Origin of the sequence: Blautia sp. MSK17_66 (genome assembly GCF_020538025.1) — a bacterium.
Classification (GTDB): Bacteria; Bacillota; Clostridia; order Lachnospirales; family Lachnospiraceae; genus Blautia_A.
In genome coordinates, this window is the sequence record NZ_JAJBNQ010000014.1 from 36,007 (window position 1) to 58,936 (window position 22,930).

The window sequence follows — 22,930 nt, forward strand, 5'->3', positions numbered from 1 at the left end:
ACGCCCCTTTATTATCCGCAAAAGGAAAAAGGGTATTATCGTTGACTTGCTAAATTAAATCTATTACTATATGAAAAGTGAAGAATTTTACCTATCAGATGGAGGGATGACCGATGAAAGGAAAGACTTGCTGTGTTACCGGACACAGGGATTTGCCGCAGAATGAGATCAACAAAATAAAAGCCGCTTTGGAACATGAGATCGATGCTGCCGTTACAGATGGATTTACCTGTTTTATGAGTGGCTTTGCAGATGGCGTGGATCAGTATTTTGCAGAGCTGGTGTTGGAAAGAAAGCAGACTAATCCGGCGCTGGAGCTGATCGCAGTGATCCCTTACCGCAAACGTCTGGACAGCCTGAATAAGAAAACAAGAACCCGTGAACTGCTGGAGGCTTGTGCGGATGTTGTTGTCATACAGGAAAAATATCTCCCAAGCGTCTACTCCCACAGAAACCGCTATATGGTGGAGCACTCCGACCGAGTGATCGCTGTATATGACGGACGGGAAACCGGCGGTACGGCAAAGACGATCCGCTTCACCCATCGGATGAAAAAGGAACTGCGGGAAATCCCGGTTGGAGAGATCGTCCTGCCGGATCACTTGAAACCAAAAACAAAATAGATACCTGTTGATGCGCTCACTTTGAAGTGGGCGTTTTTCTTTACCCATTTTTAGGAGGAATGCTTATGTGGAACCTGATTTCACATTTCCTTACCTTTGCCGGAGGAATGGCTTCCGGCGTTATGTTGATGTGTCTTATGCAAACCGGAAAACTTGCGGATAAAGAATTTGAAACTATGAAGGAGGAATAAAAATTGAAACTTGTGATTGCAGAAAAGCCCTCTGTTGCTATGTCACTGGCAGCAGTATTAGGCGCAACGGAAAGAAAAGACGGTTATCTCGAAGGTTCCGGTTATCTGGTGAGCTGGTGCGTGGGACATCTTTTGGAACTGGCACAGCCGGAGGCTTACAAAGAACAGTACGCCAAATGGCGGTATGAGGACCTTCCGATCCTACCGGAAAACTGGAAATATGAAGTTCCAAAGGATAAGAAAAAGCAGCTTGCCCTTTTGTGCCGGCTGATGAAGGACAAACGGGTTGATTCTGTGGTATGCGCTACGGATGCCGGGCGTGAAGGAGAACTGATCTTCCGTCTGGTCTATGAATATGCCGGATGTAATAAGCCTATGGAACGCCTTTGGATTTCCAGTATGGAGGATGCGGCGATCCGTGAGGGTTTTGACCATCTCCGTCCCGGCAGTGATTACGATAAACTCTATGATGCGGCAGTATGCCGGGCAGGAGCCGACTGGCTGATCGGGATCAATGCCACCCGGCTTTTTTCTGTCCTGTATGGTGTCACACTAAATGTCGGCCGTGTTATGTCACCGACGCTGGCACTTTTGGTACAGCGTGAGTCGGATATTGAATCCTTCATCAGCAGGCCTTTTTATGTGCCGGAAATCACCTGCGGAGGTTTTACTGCTTCCGGCGAAAAAATGACGGAACGATCCGAGGCTGAAAAAATCCGTATGGACTGTGACCACAACTCCGCTTTTGTGCGTTCTGCGGAAAAGCAGGTAAAAACTATACAGCCTCCCCGCCTTTATGACCTTACAACTCTGCAAAGGGAATGTAACCGTATTTATGGCTATACGGCTCAACAGACCCTTGATTATGTGCAATCTCTCTATGAAAAGAAGCTAGCAACCTATCCGAGAACGGACAGCCAGTATTTGACGAAGGACATGCAGGCAACCGCCGCTTCCCTGATCCTATGGCTGCGTGACAATATGCCCTTTGGAAAAGGCTGCGCCGGAGAGCCGGACATTGACCGGGTAACAGACGACAGCAAAGTGACCGACCACCATGCCATCATCCCAACTGTGGAGATTGCACGGACAGACCTGTCGGAGCTTCCTTCCGGGGAGCGGGATGTGCTTACCCTGCTTGCCGTCAGACTGCTTTGTGCCACAACGCAGGCAAACCGGTTTGAAGCGGTCACCGCTATGTTAGACTGCCAGGGATATACTTTTACGGCAAAAGGAAAGACCATCTTACAGTCCGGCTGGAAAGAGGTGGAACGGATTCACCGTATGAGTATCAGGCAGAGTGAAACGGAACACAGAGAAAATGAAGATGCCGCTCTCCCTGTGCTGAAGGAAGGACAGACTTTTGAAGCTGTATCAGCAAGTCTCCGTGAAGGGAAAACTTCACCGCCGAAACACTATACGGAGGACACACTGCTGTCCGCTATGGAGACTGCCGGTGCGGAAGATATGCCGGAAGATGCCGAGCGTAAAGGATTGGGTACTCCGGCTACCCGTGCGGCAACACTGGAAAAGCTGGTTTCTGCCGGATTTGTACAGCGAAAGAAAAAGCAGCTCATTCCTACGGAAAAAGGAAAGAACCTGATCGCAGTCCTGCCGGACAATATCAAATCTCCCATCTTAACTGCAGAATGGGAATCCATGCTGAAACAAGTGGAACATGGCGAACTGTCGGCAACATCTTTTATGGATCAGATTGCAGATATGAGCCGGACGCTGGTAAAAGAACATACTACCCCGGAAGAACGTTTTGCGGATCTGTTTCCTTCTTCCAAAGGAACTGCACACGAAGCCGTGGGGGTATGTCCCCGCTGCGGTGCCCCGGTATTTGAAGGAAAGAAAGGTTTTTTCTGCGGCAACAGGGAATGTTCTTTTGCTCTTTGGAAAGATAACCGTTTCTTTTCCAGCAAGAAAAAATCTATCACAAAGTCTGTGGCAGCGGCTCTTTTGAAAGAGGGCCGCATTTCTATGTCCGGGCTTTACAGTGAAAAAACAGGAAGGACCTATGATGCGGAAGTGATTCTGGATGATACCGGCGGTAAATATGTGAATTTCAAGCTGGAATTTCCAGTAAAGAAAGGCAGGCGTAAATGAGCGATCGAAAAACCTTTGAATATGGCGGTTATCACTTCACGCCCATACGAAAATTTCACAAAAAAGAAGGCGACTTTTTCGCCATATCGAAACGGCTGGCAAGTGACCCCAACTTAGGGCTGTGTACCTATCAGGATCGGCAAAAAGCACCTTATGAAAGAACTTCATAATGTTCGGGCCAATGTGGAATATCTATTAGAGATTTCTTCCCCACCACAACCGCAGCGCAGCACAGAAAAATCCCGTCAATAAGATTTGTCTGCTTTTGGTTTTCAGCGTTCCAACGGAACGCGCAGCCATTGCCACCGGCAATGATCTCAGGGGTTTGGGGATATGTCACCAACAAGCATTAGCAGGAATTCCGGAAACGGGATTTCTGCTAAATACGCAATCTTACGTAAGATTGCATTGCTTGCCAGTAGTTTTAAGAGTCTTTGGCAGAGAATCTGTTTACAGTTGCCGCATTGATAAACCTTTGATAACTGCCTATAATAGAGTTATTATTTTGAACTGCTATAACAGAGAAATGCAAAAAAATAAAATTTTTTGTCCGCTGTAACATTTCGCGGACATTTGGGGTTTACAATGGCCTTATCAAATATGGAGGTGATACAACTATGACATGGCCTTTTGAGAATGACACCAGCGCCATTGTAAAAAAATTAGCAGACCGAAGCATGAAAGCGGATAAAAGACGCAATGCGTTTATTATCATAACGATTGCTTTTGCAGTTAGTTTGATGATGGTATTAGCACTATATAATCTCGGAACAGACCGTGAAAATAGGCTTTATCTGCAAGGACGCTATCAGGGCAGCTTTATTAACAGTACCAGTACCGTCTTTGAAAAACTGGAACATAACAACCAGATTGAAGCAGTCGGCAAAGAGGCTGCAATGGGAACGAGCCGTATCAATGACTATACTTTGGATGTGTATTACAGAGATCAAAATGCACTTGAACTAAAAGGCGTTACTGACTTGCTGGGAAAAATGCCGGAGGCAGAAAATGAAATCATTGTGGAACAGTCCTATTTGGAGCATTTAGGGTTGCCGGTTCAACTGGATCAAACCGTTACACTGGATATGCCTTTTGGAAAAAATCAGACATATCATGTTTGCGGCATTATTCAAAGCAGTAATGCGTCCCGTATTTATCAAGTCATTGTATCGGATGGCTTATATAGCCGGTATGAAAAAGCAAACTGTTACGATCTTTTGGTTCGCGTGAAAAATACCGAAAATATGGACAGCGAAACTTTGAAACTGCTGATAAACGAAATTGCGGAACAAAGCGGTGTACCTGAACAGTATGTTATGTATAGCTCTACCTACTTTGGATTGGCAGAAGAAAAATCCACGCTGGAGCTATTGGTGATTATCGGAGCAAGCAGTTTAATTGTACTGGCCTGTTCTTTGGTTATTTACAGCCTGTTCTACATTTCTGTTATCGGGAAAACACATGAATATGGCAGACTGCGTGTGCTGGGGGCTACATCGGTTCAGATCAAGCGTATCGTGCGAAAAGAAAGTTTTTTGTTATCCTGTGCTGCAATTCCTATCGGTGTTGTATTGGGAAGTGTTTTGGGCTATTGTTTCGTCCCGGACGGCTGGCATTGGATGACTACACTGGAATGTGCCGTTGTGATTGCCCTTGTTACAGAAATTGCCTTGAAAATTGCTGTCCATACCCCTGTAAAGAAAGCCTCTATGGTATCGCCTATTGAGGCGCTGCGAATCAATACGACTGATACACCGGCGACAGAAAAAACGCGGATCGAACATCGAAAAATTACGCCATCTTCGCTTGCCCGAATGAGCTTTGCCCGGAACAAGAAAAAAGCTATACTAACCGTATTGTCTTTGGGATTTGCCGGAGTTTTACTGATGTGTGCCGCCACCTACCTTAATTCAACTGATGTAGAAAGCATGGCAAAACAGCAATTTGCAAATGGCGACATTGTACTTTCCCTTGATCCCGCCAACACAAATGCGGAAGATCGCCCCGCCGGGATCAATGCACTTCAAACGAAAAATCCATTGGATGAAGTTTTGGAAGAAACGATTTCAGATATGGATGGCGTAAAGAATATTGAATTTATACAGGGCTGTGTTTCAAATATGGAATTTCCCACTCCTTTCAAGGATGGTAACAGCCATTTCTTTACCCAAATTGGAATCCCCGAAAATCAGTACGAGGCCTTTTCACAAGGACTAATTGAGGGAACCGCAGACCGCCAGAAACTTATCAACGGAAAAGGAGTTATCGTAGATAATTCCGCCAAGCTGTTAAGCGACTATTATAATTACACTCCTCAAATTGGCGATATAGTCAAAGTGGAAACAGCGGATGGACAATGGGAAGAATTTACTGTAATGGGGATTGGGAAAGCTCCTAATCTCGGTGGGGATTCAGCTTCTTTCTATTTTCCGCAGGAACTCTTACCTATGATGAAAGAAAATGTTTCCAACTTCAACATAACCTGCATTGTAGATGTGGAAAGAGATCAGCTTACAGAAGTTGAGAATAAGATTTTCCAGTTGGCGGAAAATCGTGGAGGTATAGAAGTTTTCAGTATCAGCGATATTATTACTTATCTGCAAGAGGAAATGGATAACATAAAAATGCCGTTATACGGATTGGTATTTTTCATTGCTGTTTTTGGGCTAATCAGCCTTATCAACACGCTAATGACAAACATTATATCAAGACAGCAGGAATTTGGTATTTTACAGTCTGTGGGATTGAGCAGTAAGCAATTCTCCAAAATGCTGCAAACAGAATGTTTCTATTATGTTTCTGGTACGGCTATTTTAACCTTAACGATTGGAACTTTAACAGGATTTGTACTTTGCAAAGTTTTCAATCAGGTTGGGACATTCGGGACATTGACTTATCATTTTCCAGTTTTAGAAATAAGCATATATTTTGTAGCGCTTTTCTTCATACTGGCCGCTTACTCCGTTTTCTCTGTACGATATAGCAAAAGACATCCTGTGATCGAGCGCATTAAAACAATGGAGTAAATTTTCCTTTATCAGAAAATTGTGTTTTCTGCAACAAAGGACATTTGCCTGTTATACTATCTACAAAAAGCAAAGGAAGTGAGGATATGAAGCAGATTTTAATTGTCGAGGACGACAGTTTTTTGAATAAGATGGTGGCCTATAACCTGACCGCAGACGGCTACGGCGTGACTTCTGCCCTAAACGCCAGAACCGCAGCCGAAGCCATACGCCAGCGGGAATTTGACTTAGTGCTGCTGGACATCAACCTGCCGGACGGCAACGGTTTTGAGCTGTGCAAACTGATAAAGCCCCAGCACCCGGACACCATTGTGATTTTCCTGACCGCTAACGATCAGGAGAGCGACCAGATACGGGGCTATGAGGTGGGCGCGGTGGACTACATCACAAAGCCCTTTGTGATCGGGGCCTTGCAGCGAAAAATCAAAGCCATGTTCGCCATGCTGGAACACCACAAACCGGCCAAGGACATTTACGACGACGGGCGGCTGTTTCTGGACTTCTCGGAGCAGACGGCTTCCTTAAACGGCAAGCCCCTGACCCTATCCCCGATGGAGTACAAAATGCTGAACCTGTTCCGTAAAAATCCCCGGCAAGTGCTGACCCGTGGGCAGCTTTTGGAAAAGCTGTGGGATATAGACGAGAAGTTTGTGGACGAACACACCCTGACAACCTCCATCAGCCGGATTCGGAGTAAGATCGAATCCGACGGCGGCGCGCCCTACATCAAAACTGTTTACGGCATGGGCTATCAATGGACGGGAGGCGAGGCAAAATGAAGTTGCAAAACCTCTCGGTAAAGCGGCTGTTTGGCCGGGTAGCAATGGGGCTTGTCCTTTCCATGTCCGGGATCACCATAGCCCTGTTTCTTGTGACAAAACAGACGGCGGTGCTGCTGACGGGCGGGGCGCTGCTGCTGTGCGCCCTTGTGGGGATTTTTGTACTGACGCAGGCGTTTGGAAAGCGGCTGTCGCAGTTTACCGCTGACCTATGCCAGACTTTAGACCACATGATCGCCGGAAATGAAGCGCCCCAGCGGCCAGAGGACAGCGAAACCCAGCTTGCCAGAATTGGACACCGGCTGGCAAGGCTCTATCAGATCATGCAGGAGAACCGCCGCCGGGTGGACGAGGAACGGCAGGAGTTACAGACCCTTGTATCGGATATTTCCCATCAAGTGAAAACGCCGGTAAGCAATCTGAAAATGGCGACGGACACGCTGCTGGAAAAGCCTATGACCAAGGCGGAGCGCACCGACTTTATCCGGGGAATCCGCAGCCAGACGGATAAGCTGGACTTTCTCTTTCAGGCCCTTGTGAAAACTTCCCGGCTGGAAACGGGCGTGATCCAGTTGGATAAGAAACCGGGCCGCCTCTTTGATACCGTGGCACAGGCCATGAGTGGAATTGTGTATGCAGCAGAGAAAAAGGAAATCGTCGTGTCCGTGGACTGCCCGGAGGATTTGACCGTTTTCCATGACAGCAAGTGGACATCCGAAGCCCTTTTTAACCTGCTGGACAATGCGGTGAAGTACACCCCGGCAGGCGGGAAAATCGCTGTGTCGGTGGTGCTGTGGGAAATGTATGTGGAAATCAAAGTAGCCGACACCGGCAAGGGCATTTCCGAAAGCAATCAGGCCGCCATCTTCCGGCGCTTCTATCGTGAGGAAGAAGTACACGAACAGCAGGGCGTGGGCATTGGCCTGTATCTGGCCCGCGAGATCGTAACACGGCAGGGCGGCTATATCAAAGTGGTTTCGGAGCCGGGCAAGGGTTCGGAATTTTCCATTATGTTGCCGACTAAATAAAGCACACTTATAACAGGAGAAAACACCATGAAAAAAATCAATTTTTGCAAAGCAACAACAATCATCTTAATAATCAATGTTATTTTATCTATTGTTTTATTTTTCGTTGTTCCTGATAAAATAGCAATTCAATGGGTAGGTACATCCCCCAGCAATGCAGTAGATTCTTACTATGTATTTTTGGTGCCGGTATTGTCAGTGCTTTTTGCTTTTACGGGAAAACCTATTTTTACAATGTTCCTGTTTAGATTGTGGAATAGAACTAACGAGCATTTAGTGACATACTTAAATTTGTGTCTGCAAGTTGTATTTCTTACTTGTGAAATCTATATCGGATTATATAACCTATGTAATTTTAATGTTGCCATTAGTATAATTCTCATTGTGGAACTTATGATAGATGTGGTGATTGGATTGAAATTATTTCACAATCAATCTATCTAAAAGATTGTGTAGTATGATTCGGCGGACGACCATTTCCGGCTGTCCGCCGTGAATTTTTTTGAAATGTCCGAGCGTTGTAACATTTCACCCCGATTTTCAATGAAATTTTTTGGCCGCTGTAACATTTCGCGGACATTTGGGTTTTACAATACCCTTATCAACAAAAGTGAGGAGGCGACGCAATGGAACTGACCCCGACATTGATTTTGAATCTGGCGCTGCTGATCGTCCCGCCCGTTGCCATTGTGCTGGTGTTCCGGCAATGGCTGGCCCGGCACATCCGCTGGACGGTTGCCTTGACTGCTCTCTGTGATGTTCTCCTATTTTGGGATGAACTGTTCTACTATGAGAGCTTCGGCCTGTTCGCTGTGCTGATTCTGGTGCAGTTGGCGGCCACCGGCGCAGCAGCGTTCCGCATTTACAACAAACAAAAAAAGGATTGAATTTTATGAGCATTTTACAGACTATCGACCTGAAAAAGTATTACGGCACAGAGCCGAACATCACCCGCGCCCTTGACGGTGTGAACTTCTCCGTGGAGGACGGCGAATTTGTGGCCGTTGTGGGAACCTCCGGCAGCGGCAAGTCTACCCTGCTTCACATGATGGGCGGGCTGGACACCCCTACTTCTGGCAATGTGATTGTCCGGGACAAAGAACTGTCGAAGATGAACGACGAACAGCTTACCATCTTTCGCCGCCGCAACATCGGCTTTATCTTCCAGAACTATAACCTTGTTCCGATCCTGAATGTGTATGAGAACATCGTCCTGCCGGTGGAGCTGGACGGGGACACGGTGGATCAGAAGTTTTTGGACGAGATCGTTCACCTGCTGGGACTGGAAGATAAACTGAAAAATATGCCGAACAATCTTTCTGGCGGACAGCAGCAGCGTGTGGCTATCGCCCGGGCCTTGATCACCAAACCGGCTATTGTGCTGGCCGACGAGCCCACCGGCAACCTTGACAGCAAGACCAGCGCCGAGGTGCTGGGGCTGATCAAGCGTACCAGTGCGGAGTTCCGACAAACCGTTGTGATGATCACCCACAACAACGACATTGCCCGCCTTGCCGATCGGATCGTCCGCATTGAGGACGGTAAGATCGTGGAGTAAGGAGGTGGCAGGCTATGACATGGCCTTTTGAAAATGATACCAGCGGCATTGTAAAGCGCATATCAAACCGCAGTATATCGGCAAATCGAAAAAGAAATATCTTTATTGTTTTGACGATTGTACTTGCCAGCGCATTGCTATCTGCTATTGTACTCTATGGCTTTGGGGTTATGCAGGAAACGCAAAACCGCAACCAAAAAACAGCGCAGATTATGTATCATGCGATTTCTGAACAACAGGGACAGGAACTATACAAGCAAGAAGAAATTGCGTGGGTTGGAGAATTTTTCAACGCATTTTCTGAACAGGTAAACCATTCAACCGTGAACTTTACTTATGCAAATGCAGATATGCTAACATCCCAAAGTATGCCCTATTCGGGAGATTTACCAGCTTCGGAGAATGAAATTGTAGTGCAGGAATCCTTTTTGGATAGTTTGGGCTATTCAAATGAATTGGGACAGACAATTCAAATCCCCTTTTCTGACGGCACTACCCATGATTTCAAATTGACGGGAATCTTAGATGTGAAAACCGGCGATATTGGGCGCTATACAGCCATTATATCGAAAGAATTAGTAAGACAGCAGTATGGCGACGGAGGCATGATTGATTATTACATTGGGCTGAAAGGCGCTCAAAACATGAGCGAGGAAGAAGCCACCAACTATGCAAACACTCTGGCGCAGCAATTAAAAATTTCCGATGATAATGTGATTGTCCGTTCCACATATTTTAACTTAAAGGACGAAAATCACGGAAGCGATATGCTGTTCTATTTCTTGATCGGTTTTGTAACTTTCATTGGTTCCGGCATTGTGATCTATTCGATTTTTTATATTTCAGTAGCAAGCAGTATCCGTAACTATGGACAGCTTCGCACAATCGGAACTACAAAACGACAGATCAAAAAGATGGTTTACCGCGAGGGGAAATTACTTGCTGCCATTGCTATCCCGATTGGTTTGGTTATTGGAAATGTGATTGGGTACTTCCTGATTCCTGCCGGTTGGTACTGGCTGACTACTTTATGTGTGACGGTCGGGGTTGGCCTTTTTGCATTTATTATTGTGATGATTGCCATTCATACTCCTGTAAAAAGAGCTGCGGCAGTATCTCCGCTGGAAGCATTGCGATATTCCGATTATCAGGGGAAAATGAAAGAAAGTTCCGTGTTGCACCGTAAAATAACGCCTGCTTCACTTGCTAAAATGAATCTGTCCAGACAAAAGGCAAAGTCCACTTTAACAATACTTTCTCTTTCACTCGGCGGAGTATTGGTTGTATTGATTTCGACAATGTTAGTTTCCTATGATGGCGTTGCAGAGGCAAGAGGCAGGGCTTTCCCTGTCGGTGAATTTAACATTCAGCTCAACGCAAATCAATCGTGGGACACTGCTGGTATTTCTTTGTCTGGATTGCAGCAAAAGAATTTTCTAAATGCCGATTTTATAAATGCAGTAGAATCTATTGATGGCGTTACAGGAATCAAGCACTGGTATTACACGGACGCAGAATATCGTGTAAATGGTAATTCTGGAAAATGGATTCAGGGCTTTTGCCGAGATGAACAGCAGAATTTGGAGAAAGAGCGAATTGCGGGAACGACTGATTATGATGAACTGGTGGCAGGCAATGGAATTGTCTTGCTTCAAGAGCGTGCCGATCTCTATGATATTGAGGCTGCGTTGGGTGATACCGTCGAAGTGGACTATAAAACCGAATCCGGCCAAATTCGCACAAAGGCCTATACCGTCATGGGCATTGTAAACGAATATTCTTACTCCGGCTTCTCAAAATGCTTTGCGCTTCCGGAGCAGTTTATGAATGAAGCGACCGGGATAGATTGCACAGGTACGATTTCCGTAATTACCGATATGAAAAAATATGATACGGTAGAAGCTGCATTAAATCAACTGATAGACGGAAATAGCGATTTGGTTATGGAAACCATAAAAGAAAGTATCACTTATTATAGCGGACTTCAACAACTTTCTTTCGGGGTATTGTTGATCGTGGCTGTTATTGTTGTGTGCTTTTCTTTAATCAACCTTGTCAATACGACAATCACAAACTTCTTATCCCGTAGGCAGGAAATTGGAATGTTACAGGCGATTGGTTTGAGTAAAAAGCAGCTTATCAAAATGCTGTGCTATGAGGGGTTAATGTATTCAGTTTTTGCTACGCTGGTAACATTGGTTTTGGGGACTGGACTGGGCTTCCTATCCGTACAGGTCGTTGTGAAAACGATGAATCCATACTTTTACTATTCATTTCCGTGGCTGATCGTATTGATATATTTAGCAATCCTGCTGATTGTGCAATTCACCTTGATTTCTTACACAACTGGAAATCTGAAAAAGCAATCTCTTGTTGAGCAAATCAGGACGATGGAATAGCCGTATGGGATCGGCGGGGCGGCGTGTGCTGCCCCGCTTTTTTCGCCATTTCTCAAAGAAATTTTTGAAATGTCCGAGCGTTGTAACAATTCAGCCTGTTTTTCTGTCGAAATCAAAGGCACCTCGGACATTTGTGTAACATTTGTAGTTTATGCTTGTGGTAAATCAATATTGGGGGTGAGGACACATGAAAAAGATACTGCTGATCGACGACAGCGACACCTATACATGGTGCCTGCAAAAATACTTACAGCACCGGGGCTACCCGGTAAAAACGGCTTGTACGCTGAAAGAAGCGCGGACCGCCATCCAAGAGGAAATGCCGCTGGTGGTCTGCTGTGATCTCGACCTGCCGGACGGTTCCGGCATGGACTTTCTGGACGAGGTGCGGGCCGCAGACAAGGAGCTGCCTTTTATTCTGGCGTCCTGTCATGACAAGGACGACTACGAACAGGAAGCTATGCGCCGGGGCGCGACGCTGTGCATGGACAAAATGAAAGGACTGCTACTACAAGATAAGCTGGTGGAATACGCCTACCGGCAGTTATCCGGCGAAAAGGCCCCGACTTTTCACAAGCTGCTCTTTGTCTATGCAGAAGATACCAGCGCCGAAGTGCTGCGGGCTGCTATGCTACAAAAGGGCTTTGACCTGATTCTGGTTTCCTCGATTTGGGAAGCCAAGCGCCGGATTTTTGAGGATAAGGAAATAGAACTGATCTTGTGCGATCTGGAACTGCCGGACGGCACAGCAATGGAGCTGTTTCATACGCTACGGCGGGTGGCGGGGATGTTCCAAATGAAGAATCCCCCTGTCCGGCTTCTGCCGTTCTTTATCCTCACCGAGAACAACGACCCTGCCACGGAATATGAATACCGGCATGAGGGCGTGAACGACTATATCACCGCCCCGGTCAATATCCCGGAGCTGATCCGGCAGGTTTTGTTCTTTGTGGAGTAATTGAAAAATTTTATGGAGGTGATGATGTGATGGGACATTAGCTGTTTTTGATATAGAAGAATCCGGCAAACAGATTGGCGAAAAGTTATTTCTGCTTCTTAACGAGGAACAAAAGAATGCTCTAATGCAATATATTTTGGAGCAAGGAGTCTGTCATGGAACAGTATTCAATTCCTGTCACACTTCTTCCACAGCAGAGAAAAATCCTCTGACAGAAATACAAGAAGGCGAGCTTTATCTATGCCTGGAACACCGCACTGTCAGGGTTCGTGAACGGATTATCAACCTGACAAGTAAGGAGTTTGATATACTGGCATTACTCATTGCCAATCCCAAACGTGTTTTTACTTACGAACTGATTACCGATTTGGTTTGGAAAGAGGATTGTGATTTCTATTCGAGAAAAGCGATTCATAATCATATAAGTAAGCTGCGTAAGAAGTTGCGCTTTGAACCGGATCTTCCAAACTATATTGAGAGTGTCGCCGGGATCGGCTATAAATTTGAACATCTATAACATGAGCCCACAAGGTGTTGTTTCCCCTTGTGGGCTTGCTTTTTGCAGCATATATTCTAAGAGCGGAATATGTAGAAAATTGCGAATATAAAGAGTAAAAAGCGAATATCTGCGGACTGATAAAGGAAACATAACCGATATAATTTTCTCCCAAGGAGGTATCAAGCAGCCGATTCAGGTTCCTCCTTGATGGGAGGAAATGTCTATGCGTCTATGCAACACAGATCTGCAGATAAACTGCTTTACATTCAGTCACCTATACGTCGTAGTCCAGCTCGTATGGATTGCGGCGTTTTTGGTTTCGACAAAGTTTGAGCATTTTCGCTGTCAACCTCCCGGAAAAATTTTATACTGCTGCTTTGGCGCGCCTGTTCTTTGTACGGGCGCGCTTTTTTGTACCCTTTTTTTAATCAGAAAGAGACTTAGACCTTATCGCTGCCGCAGCCCACCCTCTGATTTCGATTTTTGCCATCAACTCAAACATCGAAATTGGAGGAAATTACTATGAAGAAAATCAATCTTCGGGATTATTACCCGTATTATACACAGGACATGATCGTTGAGGTGCCGGATGAAGTTGCTTTGTTGCTTCGGGAATATATGTTGTTGGAAGAAGCCTATCGGATTCGTACATACCGCTATAAAGCATTTTACTCTCTGGATCGAGACGAAGGTATTGAGCGTGAGATATTGCAAAAGCCTCTTAACCCGGCAGAAATTTGGGAACAGCGCCAAATGACGGAGTTGATTTATAAAGGTCTTTCCAAACTTCCGGTAAAGCAGCGCCAACGAATCTATGCACACTTTTTTCTTGGCATGAGCAAAGCAGATATTGCCAAAGCGGAAGGAACACACAAAAGCCGGATCACCCGTTCTATCGAAGCCGGATTGCGTAGTCTGGAAAAATATTTCAAAGAAATTTTATAACAGACGGCAACTTTGCCCCTAAAAATGTACTGAATAGTAGAGGGACATATTCGGCGGGACAAGCTGGACGGGTGTGGTAAGGAAGCATATACATCCTCCCACCCCAACTGCAATATCAATTTGTCTGCCATGCCCCTTGCTTGTTCCTTGACAACCGAATATACGCTGTTACAGGTACTTCATTCTGTGTTCCGAGCGGCAGATGGGGCGGCGCGGTGACAGGCGGCCTAAGGAGGTGATGGATCCAGGCTGTCCGAGCGATAAACGCAACCTACGAAACCGGCTGTGGCAGGCCGGACGCGATAACGACGCAGATCATAATGGTACTTCTTCACAGCTTCCTAAAGACTTGGGGAGAGTTCCTGCGGCGTTTGCTTGCTCTGGCAAAGCGGCGGCGTATGTGGGACTATGATGCGGTGACGCTATCCGCAGCCTGTAACAGCCCCGTCCTTATAACAGAAGGACTTGCCGGGGTGCGTGGCAAATACGGCAGTAAAATCGAAATCAGATATAATGGGCCGGATTTATGTGTGCAATAACCATAGATCCGACCTATTCATGTGGTTTTGATGATAAGATATAAAAATGTGGGAAGAAAGTGATCTATACTACAGGTGGAAAACATAGCGGCGGAAACTGCTGAAAGTATTGTTGCTGTGTGTTATAATCAATCAAGATGCAAATGCTTAAAGGATATAAGGAGTGAGATACAGCATGAAAATACTTTATGTTACAGACCTGCATGGAGATAAAAATAAATACAGAAAATCATTAGAAATAGCTATGAAACAAGAGATCAGAGTTATTGTGAATGGTGGAGATATGCTTCCAAAATTGGGAGAAAGACATACAGAACAACCGTTATTTATCAAAGGATTTCTAAGTAATTACTTTTCCATATTGCAAGAACATAACATTACATACCTTAATATGCTGGGGAATGACGATTTGCTATCTGTGGATAATCTTTTTGAACAGACTTGTGGGGGATTCGCAAATGTTCATAATATAGCAGGTAAAAAAATCCGCATTGACGAATATGAATTTATTGGAATGAATCAGATTTTGGATCATCCCTTTGGATGTAAGGATCGAGTTGTTACAGAGACAGATTATATTCCCCAAAGACAACTTAGCTTTTTTGCCGGTATATCGAATGAATATGGTTATGACAGAATTTTTGACTGGTTGGAGTATTCCAAAACAGAACTTCCATTGATGTGTGGAATTTTGAAAGAACTGCCTGAACCGGAGAGTCCGAAGAAAACGGTATATGTTATGCACATGCCTCCTGCCGGATTGCGTTTGGGACAGCTTCTATATCAGGATTTGGATATAGGATCAGTAGATATTTATGAGTTCCTTAAAGCCAAACAGCCGTTACTTTCTCTGCACGGGCATATTCACGAAAGTCCTGATACAGAAAAAGGATCATGGATGAATCAGATAGGTACTACAACCTGTATTCAGCCAGGGCAGACAGAGTTTGGCGATAGTAGTATGGTTTATGCAGAGATAGATTTAAAAAGCGGAGTATATGCACGAAGAATTGTAAATATATAGGAGCAAAAAAACACCAGTGATGGTGTTTTTTTGTTGCCTGGAAATGAGGTGAGCACATGGAAAATCCTAAACAGGAGAATGCAGTCCAAATTGGGAATACAACGTTTTATGTAACTTCCGTTTTTTCCGGTACGGTTCAGTTGGAGTATTTAATTAAACGACTGATCCAGAAAGAAATTGAGCAGGAAAACAATACCCGTTGATTGAAAAAAACAGTAGAGCAAATTGCTGAAAAGAGTGCTTAAACGTGTTATAATTATAAAGTACAAAGCAGTTTGTTTGCTGTTGGAAAGGAGCAGAAATGTTAAAACAGCAGACAAAACTAAGAGTTAGATTATATGCACGTTTATCGAAAGACGATGGGGATGCGGATAAGGAAAGCAACAGCATTACCAATCAGTTGCAGATGTTAAGGTACAATGCTAAGGAAAAAGGATTTGAAGTGATAGGCGAATATGTGGACGATGGTTATTCTGGAACCACCTTCAACCGGCCGGCTCTGAACCGTATGATTAAAGATGCTATGGACGATCCGGAACCGAGCGGTATCATGGTAAAGGATATGTCACGTTTTGGACGTAACAATGCCATGTTCATGTATTATGTGGAAGAAATCTTTCCTAATAATGATATTTTGTTTATTGCTTTGAATGATGATGTCGATACAAGATTTGATGAAAACGAGATGATGCCGTTTAAATCTATTATGAATGAGTATTATGCTCGTGATACATCAAAGAAAATCCGAAGCGTAAAAAAGACAACAGCATTGAGTGGTGGGTTCTGCGGTTCATTTGCACCTTATGGTTATGTGGTGGACCCAGAGAACAAAAGAAAGCTATTGGTTGATCCTGATACAGCACCTATTGTCAAACGAATTTTTGAATTATCGAAACAGGGCAACAGCGTTCATCAGATTGCGAGAACCTTGTGCGAGGATGGTGTTCTGATTCCGAGAGCATACAGGGCAATGAAGAACGGCACTCTGGAAACAAGTACAGGATTTAAGTTTCCAACGGATTGGGTAGCAAAGAATGTGAAGATGATTTTGGAGAATCAAGTGTACCTGGGACATATGGTTTCTCATAAGACACAGACCAAATCATTTAAGAATAAGAAGCCGGTTGCAGTTCCGAAAGAAGAATGGATCATAGTACGGAACACCCACGAAGCGATCATTGATGAAGAAACCTTTGAACTGGTGCAGAAATTCATCAGTGTAAAAAAACAGCCGAATAAAACAGGACGTCCTAATATATTTGTGGGTCTTGTGAAATGCCCGGATTGTGGTCGCAACATGGCGTTTTCTAATCCAAATGGAAGGGAGCCTCGCTTTCGCTGCAGAACTTATGTAAGGAATAGCAATCTTTGTACAACCCATGCCATTTCTTATGAGGCGTTGCAACAGATTGTTATGAGTGATATTCAAAAGCATATTAAGAATATGGAAGCCTTAGGAGATCAGTTTATACAGGAAATGCACGAATTGAGCGAAAAAGGCGGCAGTAAGAAAATCAAACAGTTCGAGAAAGACTTGGAAGTAGCAGAAAAACGGATTGCAGAAATTGATAGTGTGATTATGAAGCTCTTTGAGCAGAATGCACTCGGTAAGATTTCTGATGAACGCTTTGAAAAGATGTCCTCAGCTTATGAAAGTGAGCAGAAAGAACTTGCTCAAAAAAGAGACGAATTAAGAACTAAAATCAGAGCGGAAGAAAAGAAAACACAGAGTACCAATCAATTTTTGGAAACAATTCGTAAGTATGAAACAGTAACAGAACTGAACCGTTCTATGCTGGTGGAGCTGATTGATAGTATTTATGTATATCAGGCAGAGGGAACCGGCAAAGATCGTAAGCAAAGAGTGGAAATTAACTATCGTTTTCTTGCGGGGTCTCAATGTGGTATCGCCTGATGACAACAAAGGGATGTTTGCTGTGGCATTTAACATGAGTGAGCAGAATAACCCGGATATCGTGCCATTGTCAGCAATAACCTCATGCCGGCTGGAGATTGATGAGCAGCGGGAGGAAGAGGAATATACAGATCAGGACGGAGAAACAAGATCTTATGTGCCGCCTAGGTACACATATTCCTATGATTATAAGATAAAACTGAGTGTCAATACACCGTGGTTTGATGATATGGATTTTCAGTTGAATACTTTTTCTGTAGAAGATTGGGAACGTGCCAAAATGATGAAGTATGAACAGCTTGGAAACCAGATCGTGTCAGCACTTACAGGTGTTCCTGCACCGGTATATGGAGGAAGAGAATATGTCTGATATTATAGAATATAAGTGCCCAGCCTGCGGTGGTGCGATGGTATTTGATTCAAAATCTCAACATATGAAGTGTCCGTACTGTGATACGGAAATGACGGTCGAAGAATTTCAGCGTACACAGAAATCTGAAGATACACAGACGGATTCTGAAGAAAACTGGCATTCTATGAGCACCGGAGAATGGCAGAATGATGAGATCAATGGTATGCGTGTTTACAGTTGTCAGTCCTGTGGCAGTGAAATTGTTGCCGATGAAACGACAGGAGCCACGACCTGCCCGTTCTGCAATAATAAAATAACGATGAAGGGTCAGTTTGCCGGTGATCTGAAGCCGGACTATATTATTCCGTTTAAACTGGATAAGAAGGCCGCAAAAGAGAAGTATTATAAACATCTGGAAGGCAAGAAATATCTTCCGAAGGTATTCAAAAAAGAAAACCATGTAGATGAGATTAAGGGGGTATATATCCCATTCTGGCTGTTTGATGCAGATGCAGATGCCCGGATAACATATGAGGCAGAAAAAGTCCATGTCTCAAGAAGCGGTGACACGGAGTATACAACTCGTGAGATCTATCAGGTTTATCGTGAAGGAACGATAAGTTTCGATCATGTTCCGGCAGATGGTTCCAGAAAAATGGATGATACATTGATGGAATCTATTGAACCCTATGATTTTAAGGATGCTGTACCATTTCAGCAGGCCTATCTGGCAGGCTACCTTGCTGACCGTTATGATGTGAATGTGGATGAACGGATAGACAGAGCCCGTGAGAGAATCAGCGTCTGCGCTGAACAGGCTTTTCGGAAGACCGTGCGGGGATATAATGGCGGAGTAAGTGTAAAAGACAGAAATGTGCAGATCCATAACGCGAGTTACTGGTATGCCATGTATCCGGTATGGCTTCTGAATACGACATGGAAGGGAGAGCAATTTATTTTTGCAATGAATGGTCAGACCGGAAAAATGGTCGGTGATCTTCCAATAGACAGATCAAGATTCTGGAAATCTGTAGGTATCCGTACACTTCTGATCTGGGGCGTATTGTACGGCCTGAAGTGTTTATTTATGGCAAGCTAACTATTTCTGTAGCAGGAAGGAGCAGGTGAAATGAAGACAAAAAAGAAAATATGGTGCTGCCTGTTTTCGCTTCTCTGGATATTTGTTCTGATATTTCCGGTAATGGCTTCTGATATTCCAGAGATCCCGACAGAACGTCAGAAGCCGCTTCTTGTAGATGAAGCCGGTCTGCTTAGTGAAGAAGAGAGCAGCACACTTATAAATAAGCTTGAAGAGATCAGCCAGAGGCAGGAGAATGAGGTTGCTGTTGTTACAGTCAATTCACTGGAGGGTAAAACAGCCGAGGCATATGCAGATGATTACTATGATTATAATGGTTATGGTTATGGAGAAAATGATGATGGTCTTTTGCTTCTGGTAAGTATGGGAGAAAGAGAGTGGGCGATCACAACCTATGGTTACTGTCATACCGTAGCTTTTACAGATGCAGGTCTTGATTATATCAGCAGCGAATTTCGAAGCAAACTCAGCAGTGGAGAGTATGCAAAGGCATTTGAATGTTTTGCAGATCTGTGCGATGATTTTTTGACACAGGCAGCAACCGGTGAACCTTATGATGTCGACAATATGCCAAAGGGGAAGGTTTCTCCCTTTTGGTTATACACAGATTTAGTTGTTGCCTTTTTTATTTCTTTTAGAATCGTTAAAGGCAAATCCAGGAATCTGAAATCTGTAAAAAAACAGGAGTCAGCGAAAGCATATGAACGCAGTGGTTCCTTGTCGCTGCGAAGATCGACGGACAGTTTTGTCAACAGAATTGTTACGCAAAGAACAATCAAAAATGAAAAGGACAGTTCCTCGGGCTCTTCAGGCGGAAGTTCTTCACATACAAGCTCTTCAGGAAGGTCTCACGGTGGAAGCAGCGGTAAGTTCTGATTGCCCAAGATTCAGACTCTGGTGTATAATGGTAATAAATAATTCTGGCTGAAAGGGATTGAAATGCCTTACCAAAAAAAGAAAACCTTATCCTGCATGACAATTCTGCTGTGTGTCCTGCTGGCATACATATGCAGAATGCTGAGACCGGAGAGTTATCTTCTGCGAACACTGGCAGATCAGCTTCGTACCTGCCTTTATCTGGGAATATACTGTGCCTGGGTTATTTATCTGAATAAGCATGTCGTGCACAAAAGTATGCGTCAGTATCTGACAGTGATTGGCTGCATGATGGTATTCTGGTTTTTCCTGCGCACAATAAAATATCATATTTTTCAGGATCCACTGGGGGGACATATATGCTGGTATCTGTATTATGTACCGATGATATTGATCCCGACATTGGGACTGACAGCCACTTTGCTGATGGAAGAAAGAGAGGAAAAAAGAATAAAAAAAATCAGTACTGCATTGTTGTTACCGGCAGCAGTACTGATTGTATGTGTCCTTACCAATGATCTGCATCAGCAGGTTTTTCGCTTTTTGATGGAACCGCCGTATTCAGATGAAAACTATCATTATGGAAAGATTTTTTTTGTGATCCAGCTTTGGATCATAGTTTGTCTGGCGGCAATGGAAGTAATACTTGTTTTTAAGAGCAGGATTCCCGGAAGGAAACAGTTTTGGCTGCCGATCATTCCAGGTATTCTGCTCCTCGGATGGAATATCTGCAATATTTTTCGTGTACCTTTTATTCTGAGCATTGCAGGAGATATGACCGCTGTCTGCTGTCTGCTTATGGCAGCAATTTTTCAGAGCTGCATTCTGTGCGGGCTGATACCTGTCAACAGTCGTTATTTTGAACTGTTTCAGGCAACGGGTGGACTTCATGCAGAAATAACGGATAATTCTTTTCAGCGCTACTATTACTCAGGAGAATTTCCCAGACTGTCCAGGGAAATGCGGGAGTGTATCATTGCAAAATCAACCGTTCAGGAGCAGGGCACACAGATCAGGCATATTCCGGTTAAAGGAGGACACCTGTTCTGGGCAGAAGATATCTCTGTCCTTCTGGATCAGTATCTGGATATCCAGGAGCAGCAGGAAGAACTGACTGCACGAAATCATCTTTTGCAGAAAGCTTATCAAAAAGAGGCTGAGCGGAGAAAGACAGAAGAACAGAACCGGCTTTTAAATATGATACAGAGTCAGACCTTAAGACAGTATGAACTGCTTTCAACATATATGAAAAGTCTGGAGCAGGCGAAAACCAGGGAAGAATATGACAGGATTCTGAGCAAAGTGGTAGTAGTAGGAACGTATCTGAAACGGTGGAAAAATCTGATTCTGACCAGGTACAGTTCACAGGAGGATGAACTGACCATGGAGGACCTGAAGCAAAGTCTGGCAGAATCCTGTGAAAGTCTGAAGTTATGTAAGGTCCGTGCAGCTTATTTTGTGCAGGACAAAGAAAAACAACTCCATGCAGATGATGTCCTGAAATGTTATGAATTTTTTGAATGGCTGACAGAGCAACTGTTTGATGTTGTGACTTCAGTCTTTTTCCGCGTGACTCAGATCGAAAAAAAACTGCAGATTTCCGTCCATGTCGTATGTGCATGTCAGGAAGATATTCATATTTATCTGACAGAGAGGCCGGAGCTCTTGATACATCAGGAGGAGGAACAGGAATGGTTTATTCGATGCCCGGTTTCGTAGAAAGCAGCATAATACTTCAGGATATTATCATGATCCTCATGGAAATCTGTCTGATCCTTGAATTGATCCTGTTGATTTTCAGAATCATGAGTCTGGTGGGGAAAAAGAAGATATTGGTAAGTGCTGCCGAATTGTTTTTTTCGTTTCTTTTTATGACGGGGCTTTTGAATGATCACCGCTGCAGCATGGGAGATAAAAGATACAGACCGTTGTTTTATTTATTTCCGGCAGATATAATGTTAGTTCTTGTAATTCTTCTGGCAGTTTATCTTATCTGGGCACTCTACAGAGAACTGAAGGAATACAGAAATGTATTGTCTCCCTGGTCGGTTCATGAGGCAGTGAATAATGTTCCCTGTGGTGTCTGTATTTCAGATCCTCTGGGACGTATTATCCTGTGTAACATCAAGATGCAGGAACTGAGCAGAGTGCTTATCGGAAATTGTCTGCAGAATTATCATACGCTGCACAGCGTGCTGAAGGCAGATTCTGTGAAGAAGCCGGTCCGGAAATTAAGCTCGGACAGTAATGTGTTTTATTTCCCGGATGGTTCTGTCTGGCTGTTTCAGGAGTATCAGTTGAAAGAGGCTTCTTTTACAGGATACATCCAGACGGTGGCAGTTGATGTATCTGAAATTTATCACAACAGTGAAGAAATCAGGAGAAACAATGAAAAGCTGGAACTTCTAAATCGAAAGCTGGAAGAAATGTATGAAAAGATAGGCGATGAAATACGTGAGCAGGAAACGCTTTCTATGAAAATGAAGATACATGACAGCTTCGGCAGAAGTCTTCTGTCAATCCGCAGAATCCTGGAAAAGAAGGAAGAACCGGAAAACATGGAAAAGCAGCTGGAAGCACTGAAACAGCTGGTCTACATTCTTACCGGCACAACCGTCAAGAACGAGGAAGAGCAGTATAAAGATACAGAAAAACAGGCAGAAGAACTTGGAATTTCAGTTCAGATCCGGGGCAGCTATCCGGAGAATTCAATCTACAGACTTCTTACAGATAAGGCAATCCGTGAATGTGTGACAAACTGTGCCCGTCATGCACACGGAAGCATAGTTTATGTAAATATGAAAGAAAACAGAGAAGGATATCAGATCCAGATTACCAATGATGGTGAACCGCCAGTGAAAAATGCAAAAGAAGGCGGTGGATTATCTGCACTCAGGAAAGCGGTAGAAGCAGAGCAGGGGTCTATGAAGACATTTTTTGAACCTGCTTTTTATCTGTTTCTGAATTTTCCGTTAAAGTCATAAAAATATCAGATGACTTCAGTATG

At 44.2% G+C, this 22,930-nt stretch carries 22 protein-coding genes; all 22 read left to right on the forward strand.

Annotation, left to right across the window (positions count from 1 at the left end; all coding sequences use genetic code 11):
* Positions 1 to 113 precede the first annotated feature (113 nt).
* The 22 genes from LIR34_RS08905 (at position 114) to LIR34_RS09010 (ending at position 22,907) form a co-directional block, all read left to right on the forward strand.
* Positions 114 to 623, forward strand: a complete 510-nt coding sequence (locus tag LIR34_RS08905; RefSeq protein WP_055158503.1) for an SLOG family protein — start codon at positions 114 to 116, stop codon at positions 621 to 623.
* Between the two features lie 65 nt (positions 624 to 688).
* On the forward strand, positions 689 to 814 hold the full coding sequence (locus tag LIR34_RS08910) for a DUF3789 domain-containing protein (RefSeq protein ID WP_081017347.1): 126 nt from the start codon (positions 689 to 691) through the stop codon (positions 812 to 814).
* A 3-nt stretch (positions 815 to 817) separates the two neighbouring features.
* Positions 818 to 2,926 carry a DNA topoisomerase 3 gene (locus LIR34_RS08915; RefSeq protein WP_173769604.1) on the forward strand — a complete coding sequence of 703 codons (2,109 nt, stop codon included), beginning with the start codon at positions 818 to 820 and terminating at the stop codon, positions 2,924 to 2,926.
* Complete coding sequence (locus tag LIR34_RS08920) at positions 2,923 to 3,096, forward strand: hypothetical protein (RefSeq protein ID WP_173902556.1); 174 nt, start codon at positions 2,923 to 2,925, stop codon at positions 3,094 to 3,096. Before LIR34_RS08915 ends, LIR34_RS08920 begins: the two co-directional genes overlap by 4 nt.
* 447 nt (positions 3,097 to 3,543) lie before the next feature.
* Complete coding sequence (locus LIR34_RS08925; protein ID WP_118651042.1) at positions 3,544 to 5,952, forward strand: ABC transporter permease; 2,409 nt, start codon at positions 3,544 to 3,546, stop codon at positions 5,950 to 5,952.
* Between the two features lie 86 nt (positions 5,953 to 6,038).
* A complete protein-coding gene (locus tag LIR34_RS08930) occupies positions 6,039 to 6,731 on the forward strand; it encodes a response regulator transcription factor (RefSeq protein ID WP_005361153.1) in 693 nt (230 codons plus the stop codon).
* Positions 6,728 to 7,759, forward strand: a complete 1,032-nt coding sequence (locus LIR34_RS08935; protein ID WP_005361155.1) for a sensor histidine kinase — start codon at positions 6,728 to 6,730, stop codon at positions 7,757 to 7,759. Before LIR34_RS08930 ends, LIR34_RS08935 begins: the two co-directional genes overlap by 4 nt.
* A gap of 27 nt (positions 7,760 to 7,786) precedes the next feature.
* Positions 7,787 to 8,203 (forward strand): hypothetical protein, encoded by a 417-nt coding sequence (locus LIR34_RS08940; RefSeq protein WP_004611616.1) that lies wholly within the window; start codon positions 7,787 to 7,789, stop codon positions 8,201 to 8,203.
* A gap of 182 nt (positions 8,204 to 8,385) precedes the next feature.
* Positions 8,386 to 8,646: a hypothetical protein gene (locus tag LIR34_RS08945; RefSeq protein WP_106789471.1), complete on the forward strand. Its 261-nt coding sequence runs from the start codon at positions 8,386 to 8,388 to the stop codon at positions 8,644 to 8,646.
* Positions 8,647 to 8,651: 5 nt separating this feature from the next.
* Positions 8,652 to 9,317 (forward strand): ABC transporter ATP-binding protein, encoded by a 666-nt coding sequence (locus LIR34_RS08950; protein ID WP_002586598.1) that lies wholly within the window; start codon positions 8,652 to 8,654, stop codon positions 9,315 to 9,317.
* Between the two features lie 14 nt (positions 9,318 to 9,331).
* Positions 9,332 to 11,716 (forward strand): ABC transporter permease, encoded by a 2,385-nt coding sequence (locus LIR34_RS08955; protein ID WP_118575775.1) that lies wholly within the window; start codon positions 9,332 to 9,334, stop codon positions 11,714 to 11,716.
* A gap of 187 nt (positions 11,717 to 11,903) precedes the next feature.
* The gene (locus LIR34_RS08960) at positions 11,904 to 12,674 is read left to right on the forward strand and encodes a response regulator (RefSeq protein ID WP_055201459.1); all 771 of its coding nucleotides are present in this window, start codon (positions 11,904 to 11,906) and stop codon (positions 12,672 to 12,674) included.
* Positions 12,675 to 12,798: 124 nt separating this feature from the next.
* Entirely contained in the window at positions 12,799 to 13,191 is a 393-nt protein-coding gene (locus LIR34_RS08965) for a winged helix-turn-helix domain-containing protein (RefSeq protein ID WP_055158478.1), read from the forward strand.
* Between the two features lie 504 nt (positions 13,192 to 13,695).
* Complete coding sequence (locus LIR34_RS08970; protein ID WP_015542925.1) at positions 13,696 to 14,118, forward strand: hypothetical protein; 423 nt, start codon at positions 13,696 to 13,698, stop codon at positions 14,116 to 14,118.
* A gap of 714 nt (positions 14,119 to 14,832) precedes the next feature.
* Positions 14,833 to 15,681, forward strand: a complete 849-nt coding sequence (locus LIR34_RS08975) for a metallophosphoesterase family protein (RefSeq protein WP_106789478.1) — start codon at positions 14,833 to 14,835, stop codon at positions 15,679 to 15,681.
* 56 nt (positions 15,682 to 15,737) lie between these two features.
* Positions 15,738 to 15,884 carry a hypothetical protein gene (locus LIR34_RS08980; RefSeq protein WP_015542922.1) on the forward strand — a complete coding sequence of 49 codons (147 nt, stop codon included), beginning with the start codon at positions 15,738 to 15,740 and terminating at the stop codon, positions 15,882 to 15,884.
* Between the two features lie 98 nt (positions 15,885 to 15,982).
* Positions 15,983 to 17,596 (forward strand): recombinase family protein, encoded by a 1,614-nt coding sequence (locus LIR34_RS08985; protein ID WP_173770221.1) that lies wholly within the window; start codon positions 15,983 to 15,985, stop codon positions 17,594 to 17,596.
* A 34-nt stretch (positions 17,597 to 17,630) separates the two neighbouring features.
* Entirely contained in the window at positions 17,631 to 17,966 is a 336-nt protein-coding gene (locus LIR34_RS08990) for a hypothetical protein (protein WP_173902557.1), read from the forward strand.
* Entirely contained in the window at positions 17,959 to 19,047 is a 1,089-nt protein-coding gene (locus LIR34_RS08995; protein WP_161283929.1) for a hypothetical protein, read from the forward strand. Before LIR34_RS08990 ends, LIR34_RS08995 begins: the two co-directional genes overlap by 8 nt.
* Before the next feature lie 30 nt (positions 19,048 to 19,077).
* Positions 19,078 to 19,923: a TPM domain-containing protein gene (locus tag LIR34_RS09000; RefSeq protein ID WP_244092293.1), complete on the forward strand. Its 846-nt coding sequence runs from the start codon at positions 19,078 to 19,080 to the stop codon at positions 19,921 to 19,923.
* Positions 19,924 to 19,986: 63 nt separating this feature from the next.
* Positions 19,987 to 21,642, forward strand: coding sequence for a histidine kinase N-terminal 7TM domain-containing protein (locus LIR34_RS09005; protein ID WP_173902558.1), 1,656 nt, complete (start codon positions 19,987 to 19,989; stop codon positions 21,640 to 21,642).
* Positions 21,615 to 22,907: an ATP-binding protein gene (locus LIR34_RS09010; RefSeq protein ID WP_244092295.1), complete on the forward strand. Its 1,293-nt coding sequence runs from the start codon at positions 21,615 to 21,617 to the stop codon at positions 22,905 to 22,907. Before LIR34_RS09005 ends, LIR34_RS09010 begins: the two co-directional genes overlap by 28 nt.
* Positions 22,908 to 22,930 lie beyond the last annotated feature (23 nt).

Excerpts from the sequence above, each read along its gene's own strand:
- LIR34_RS08920 (WP_173902556.1), top strand. The coding sequence starts at position 2,923 with ATGAGCGATCGAAAAACCTTTGAATATGGCGGTTATCACTTCACGCCC.
- LIR34_RS08970 (WP_015542925.1), top strand. The coding sequence starts at position 13,696 with ATGAAGAAAATCAATCTTCGGGATTATTACCCGTATTATACACAGGAC.
- LIR34_RS08910 (WP_081017347.1), top strand. The coding sequence starts at position 689 with ATGTGGAACCTGATTTCACATTTCCTTACCTTTGCCGGAGGAATGGCT.
- LIR34_RS08950 (WP_002586598.1), top strand. The coding sequence starts at position 8,652 with ATGAGCATTTTACAGACTATCGACCTGAAAAAGTATTACGGCACAGAG.
- LIR34_RS08945 (WP_106789471.1), top strand. The coding sequence starts at position 8,386 with ATGGAACTGACCCCGACATTGATTTTGAATCTGGCGCTGCTGATCGTC.
- LIR34_RS08925 (WP_118651042.1), top strand. The coding sequence starts at position 3,544 with ATGACATGGCCTTTTGAGAATGACACCAGCGCCATTGTAAAAAAATTA.
- LIR34_RS09005 (WP_173902558.1), top strand. The coding sequence starts at position 19,987 with ATGCCTTACCAAAAAAAGAAAACCTTATCCTGCATGACAATTCTGCTG.
- LIR34_RS08935 (WP_005361155.1), top strand. The coding sequence starts at position 6,728 with ATGAAGTTGCAAAACCTCTCGGTAAAGCGGCTGTTTGGCCGGGTAGCA.
- LIR34_RS08905 (WP_055158503.1), top strand. The coding sequence starts at position 114 with ATGAAAGGAAAGACTTGCTGTGTTACCGGACACAGGGATTTGCCGCAG.
- LIR34_RS08930 (WP_005361153.1), top strand. The coding sequence starts at position 6,039 with ATGAAGCAGATTTTAATTGTCGAGGACGACAGTTTTTTGAATAAGATG.
- LIR34_RS09010 (WP_244092295.1), top strand. The coding sequence starts at position 21,615 with ATGGTTTATTCGATGCCCGGTTTCGTAGAAAGCAGCATAATACTTCAG.
- LIR34_RS08985 (WP_173770221.1), top strand. The coding sequence starts at position 15,983 with ATGTTAAAACAGCAGACAAAACTAAGAGTTAGATTATATGCACGTTTA.
- LIR34_RS08965 (WP_055158478.1), top strand. The coding sequence starts at position 12,799 with ATGCAATATATTTTGGAGCAAGGAGTCTGTCATGGAACAGTATTCAAT.
- LIR34_RS08960 (WP_055201459.1), top strand. The coding sequence starts at position 11,904 with ATGAAAAAGATACTGCTGATCGACGACAGCGACACCTATACATGGTGC.
- LIR34_RS08980 (WP_015542922.1), top strand. The coding sequence starts at position 15,738 with ATGGAAAATCCTAAACAGGAGAATGCAGTCCAAATTGGGAATACAACG.
- LIR34_RS08955 (WP_118575775.1), top strand. The coding sequence starts at position 9,332 with ATGACATGGCCTTTTGAAAATGATACCAGCGGCATTGTAAAGCGCATA.
- LIR34_RS08975 (WP_106789478.1), top strand. The coding sequence starts at position 14,833 with ATGAAAATACTTTATGTTACAGACCTGCATGGAGATAAAAATAAATAC.
- LIR34_RS08995 (WP_161283929.1), top strand. The coding sequence starts at position 17,959 with ATGTCTGATATTATAGAATATAAGTGCCCAGCCTGCGGTGGTGCGATG.
- LIR34_RS08940 (WP_004611616.1), top strand. The coding sequence starts at position 7,787 with ATGAAAAAAATCAATTTTTGCAAAGCAACAACAATCATCTTAATAATC.
- LIR34_RS08990 (WP_173902557.1), top strand. The coding sequence starts at position 17,631 with ATGAGTGAGCAGAATAACCCGGATATCGTGCCATTGTCAGCAATAACC.
- LIR34_RS09000 (WP_244092293.1), top strand. The coding sequence starts at position 19,078 with ATGAAGACAAAAAAGAAAATATGGTGCTGCCTGTTTTCGCTTCTCTGG.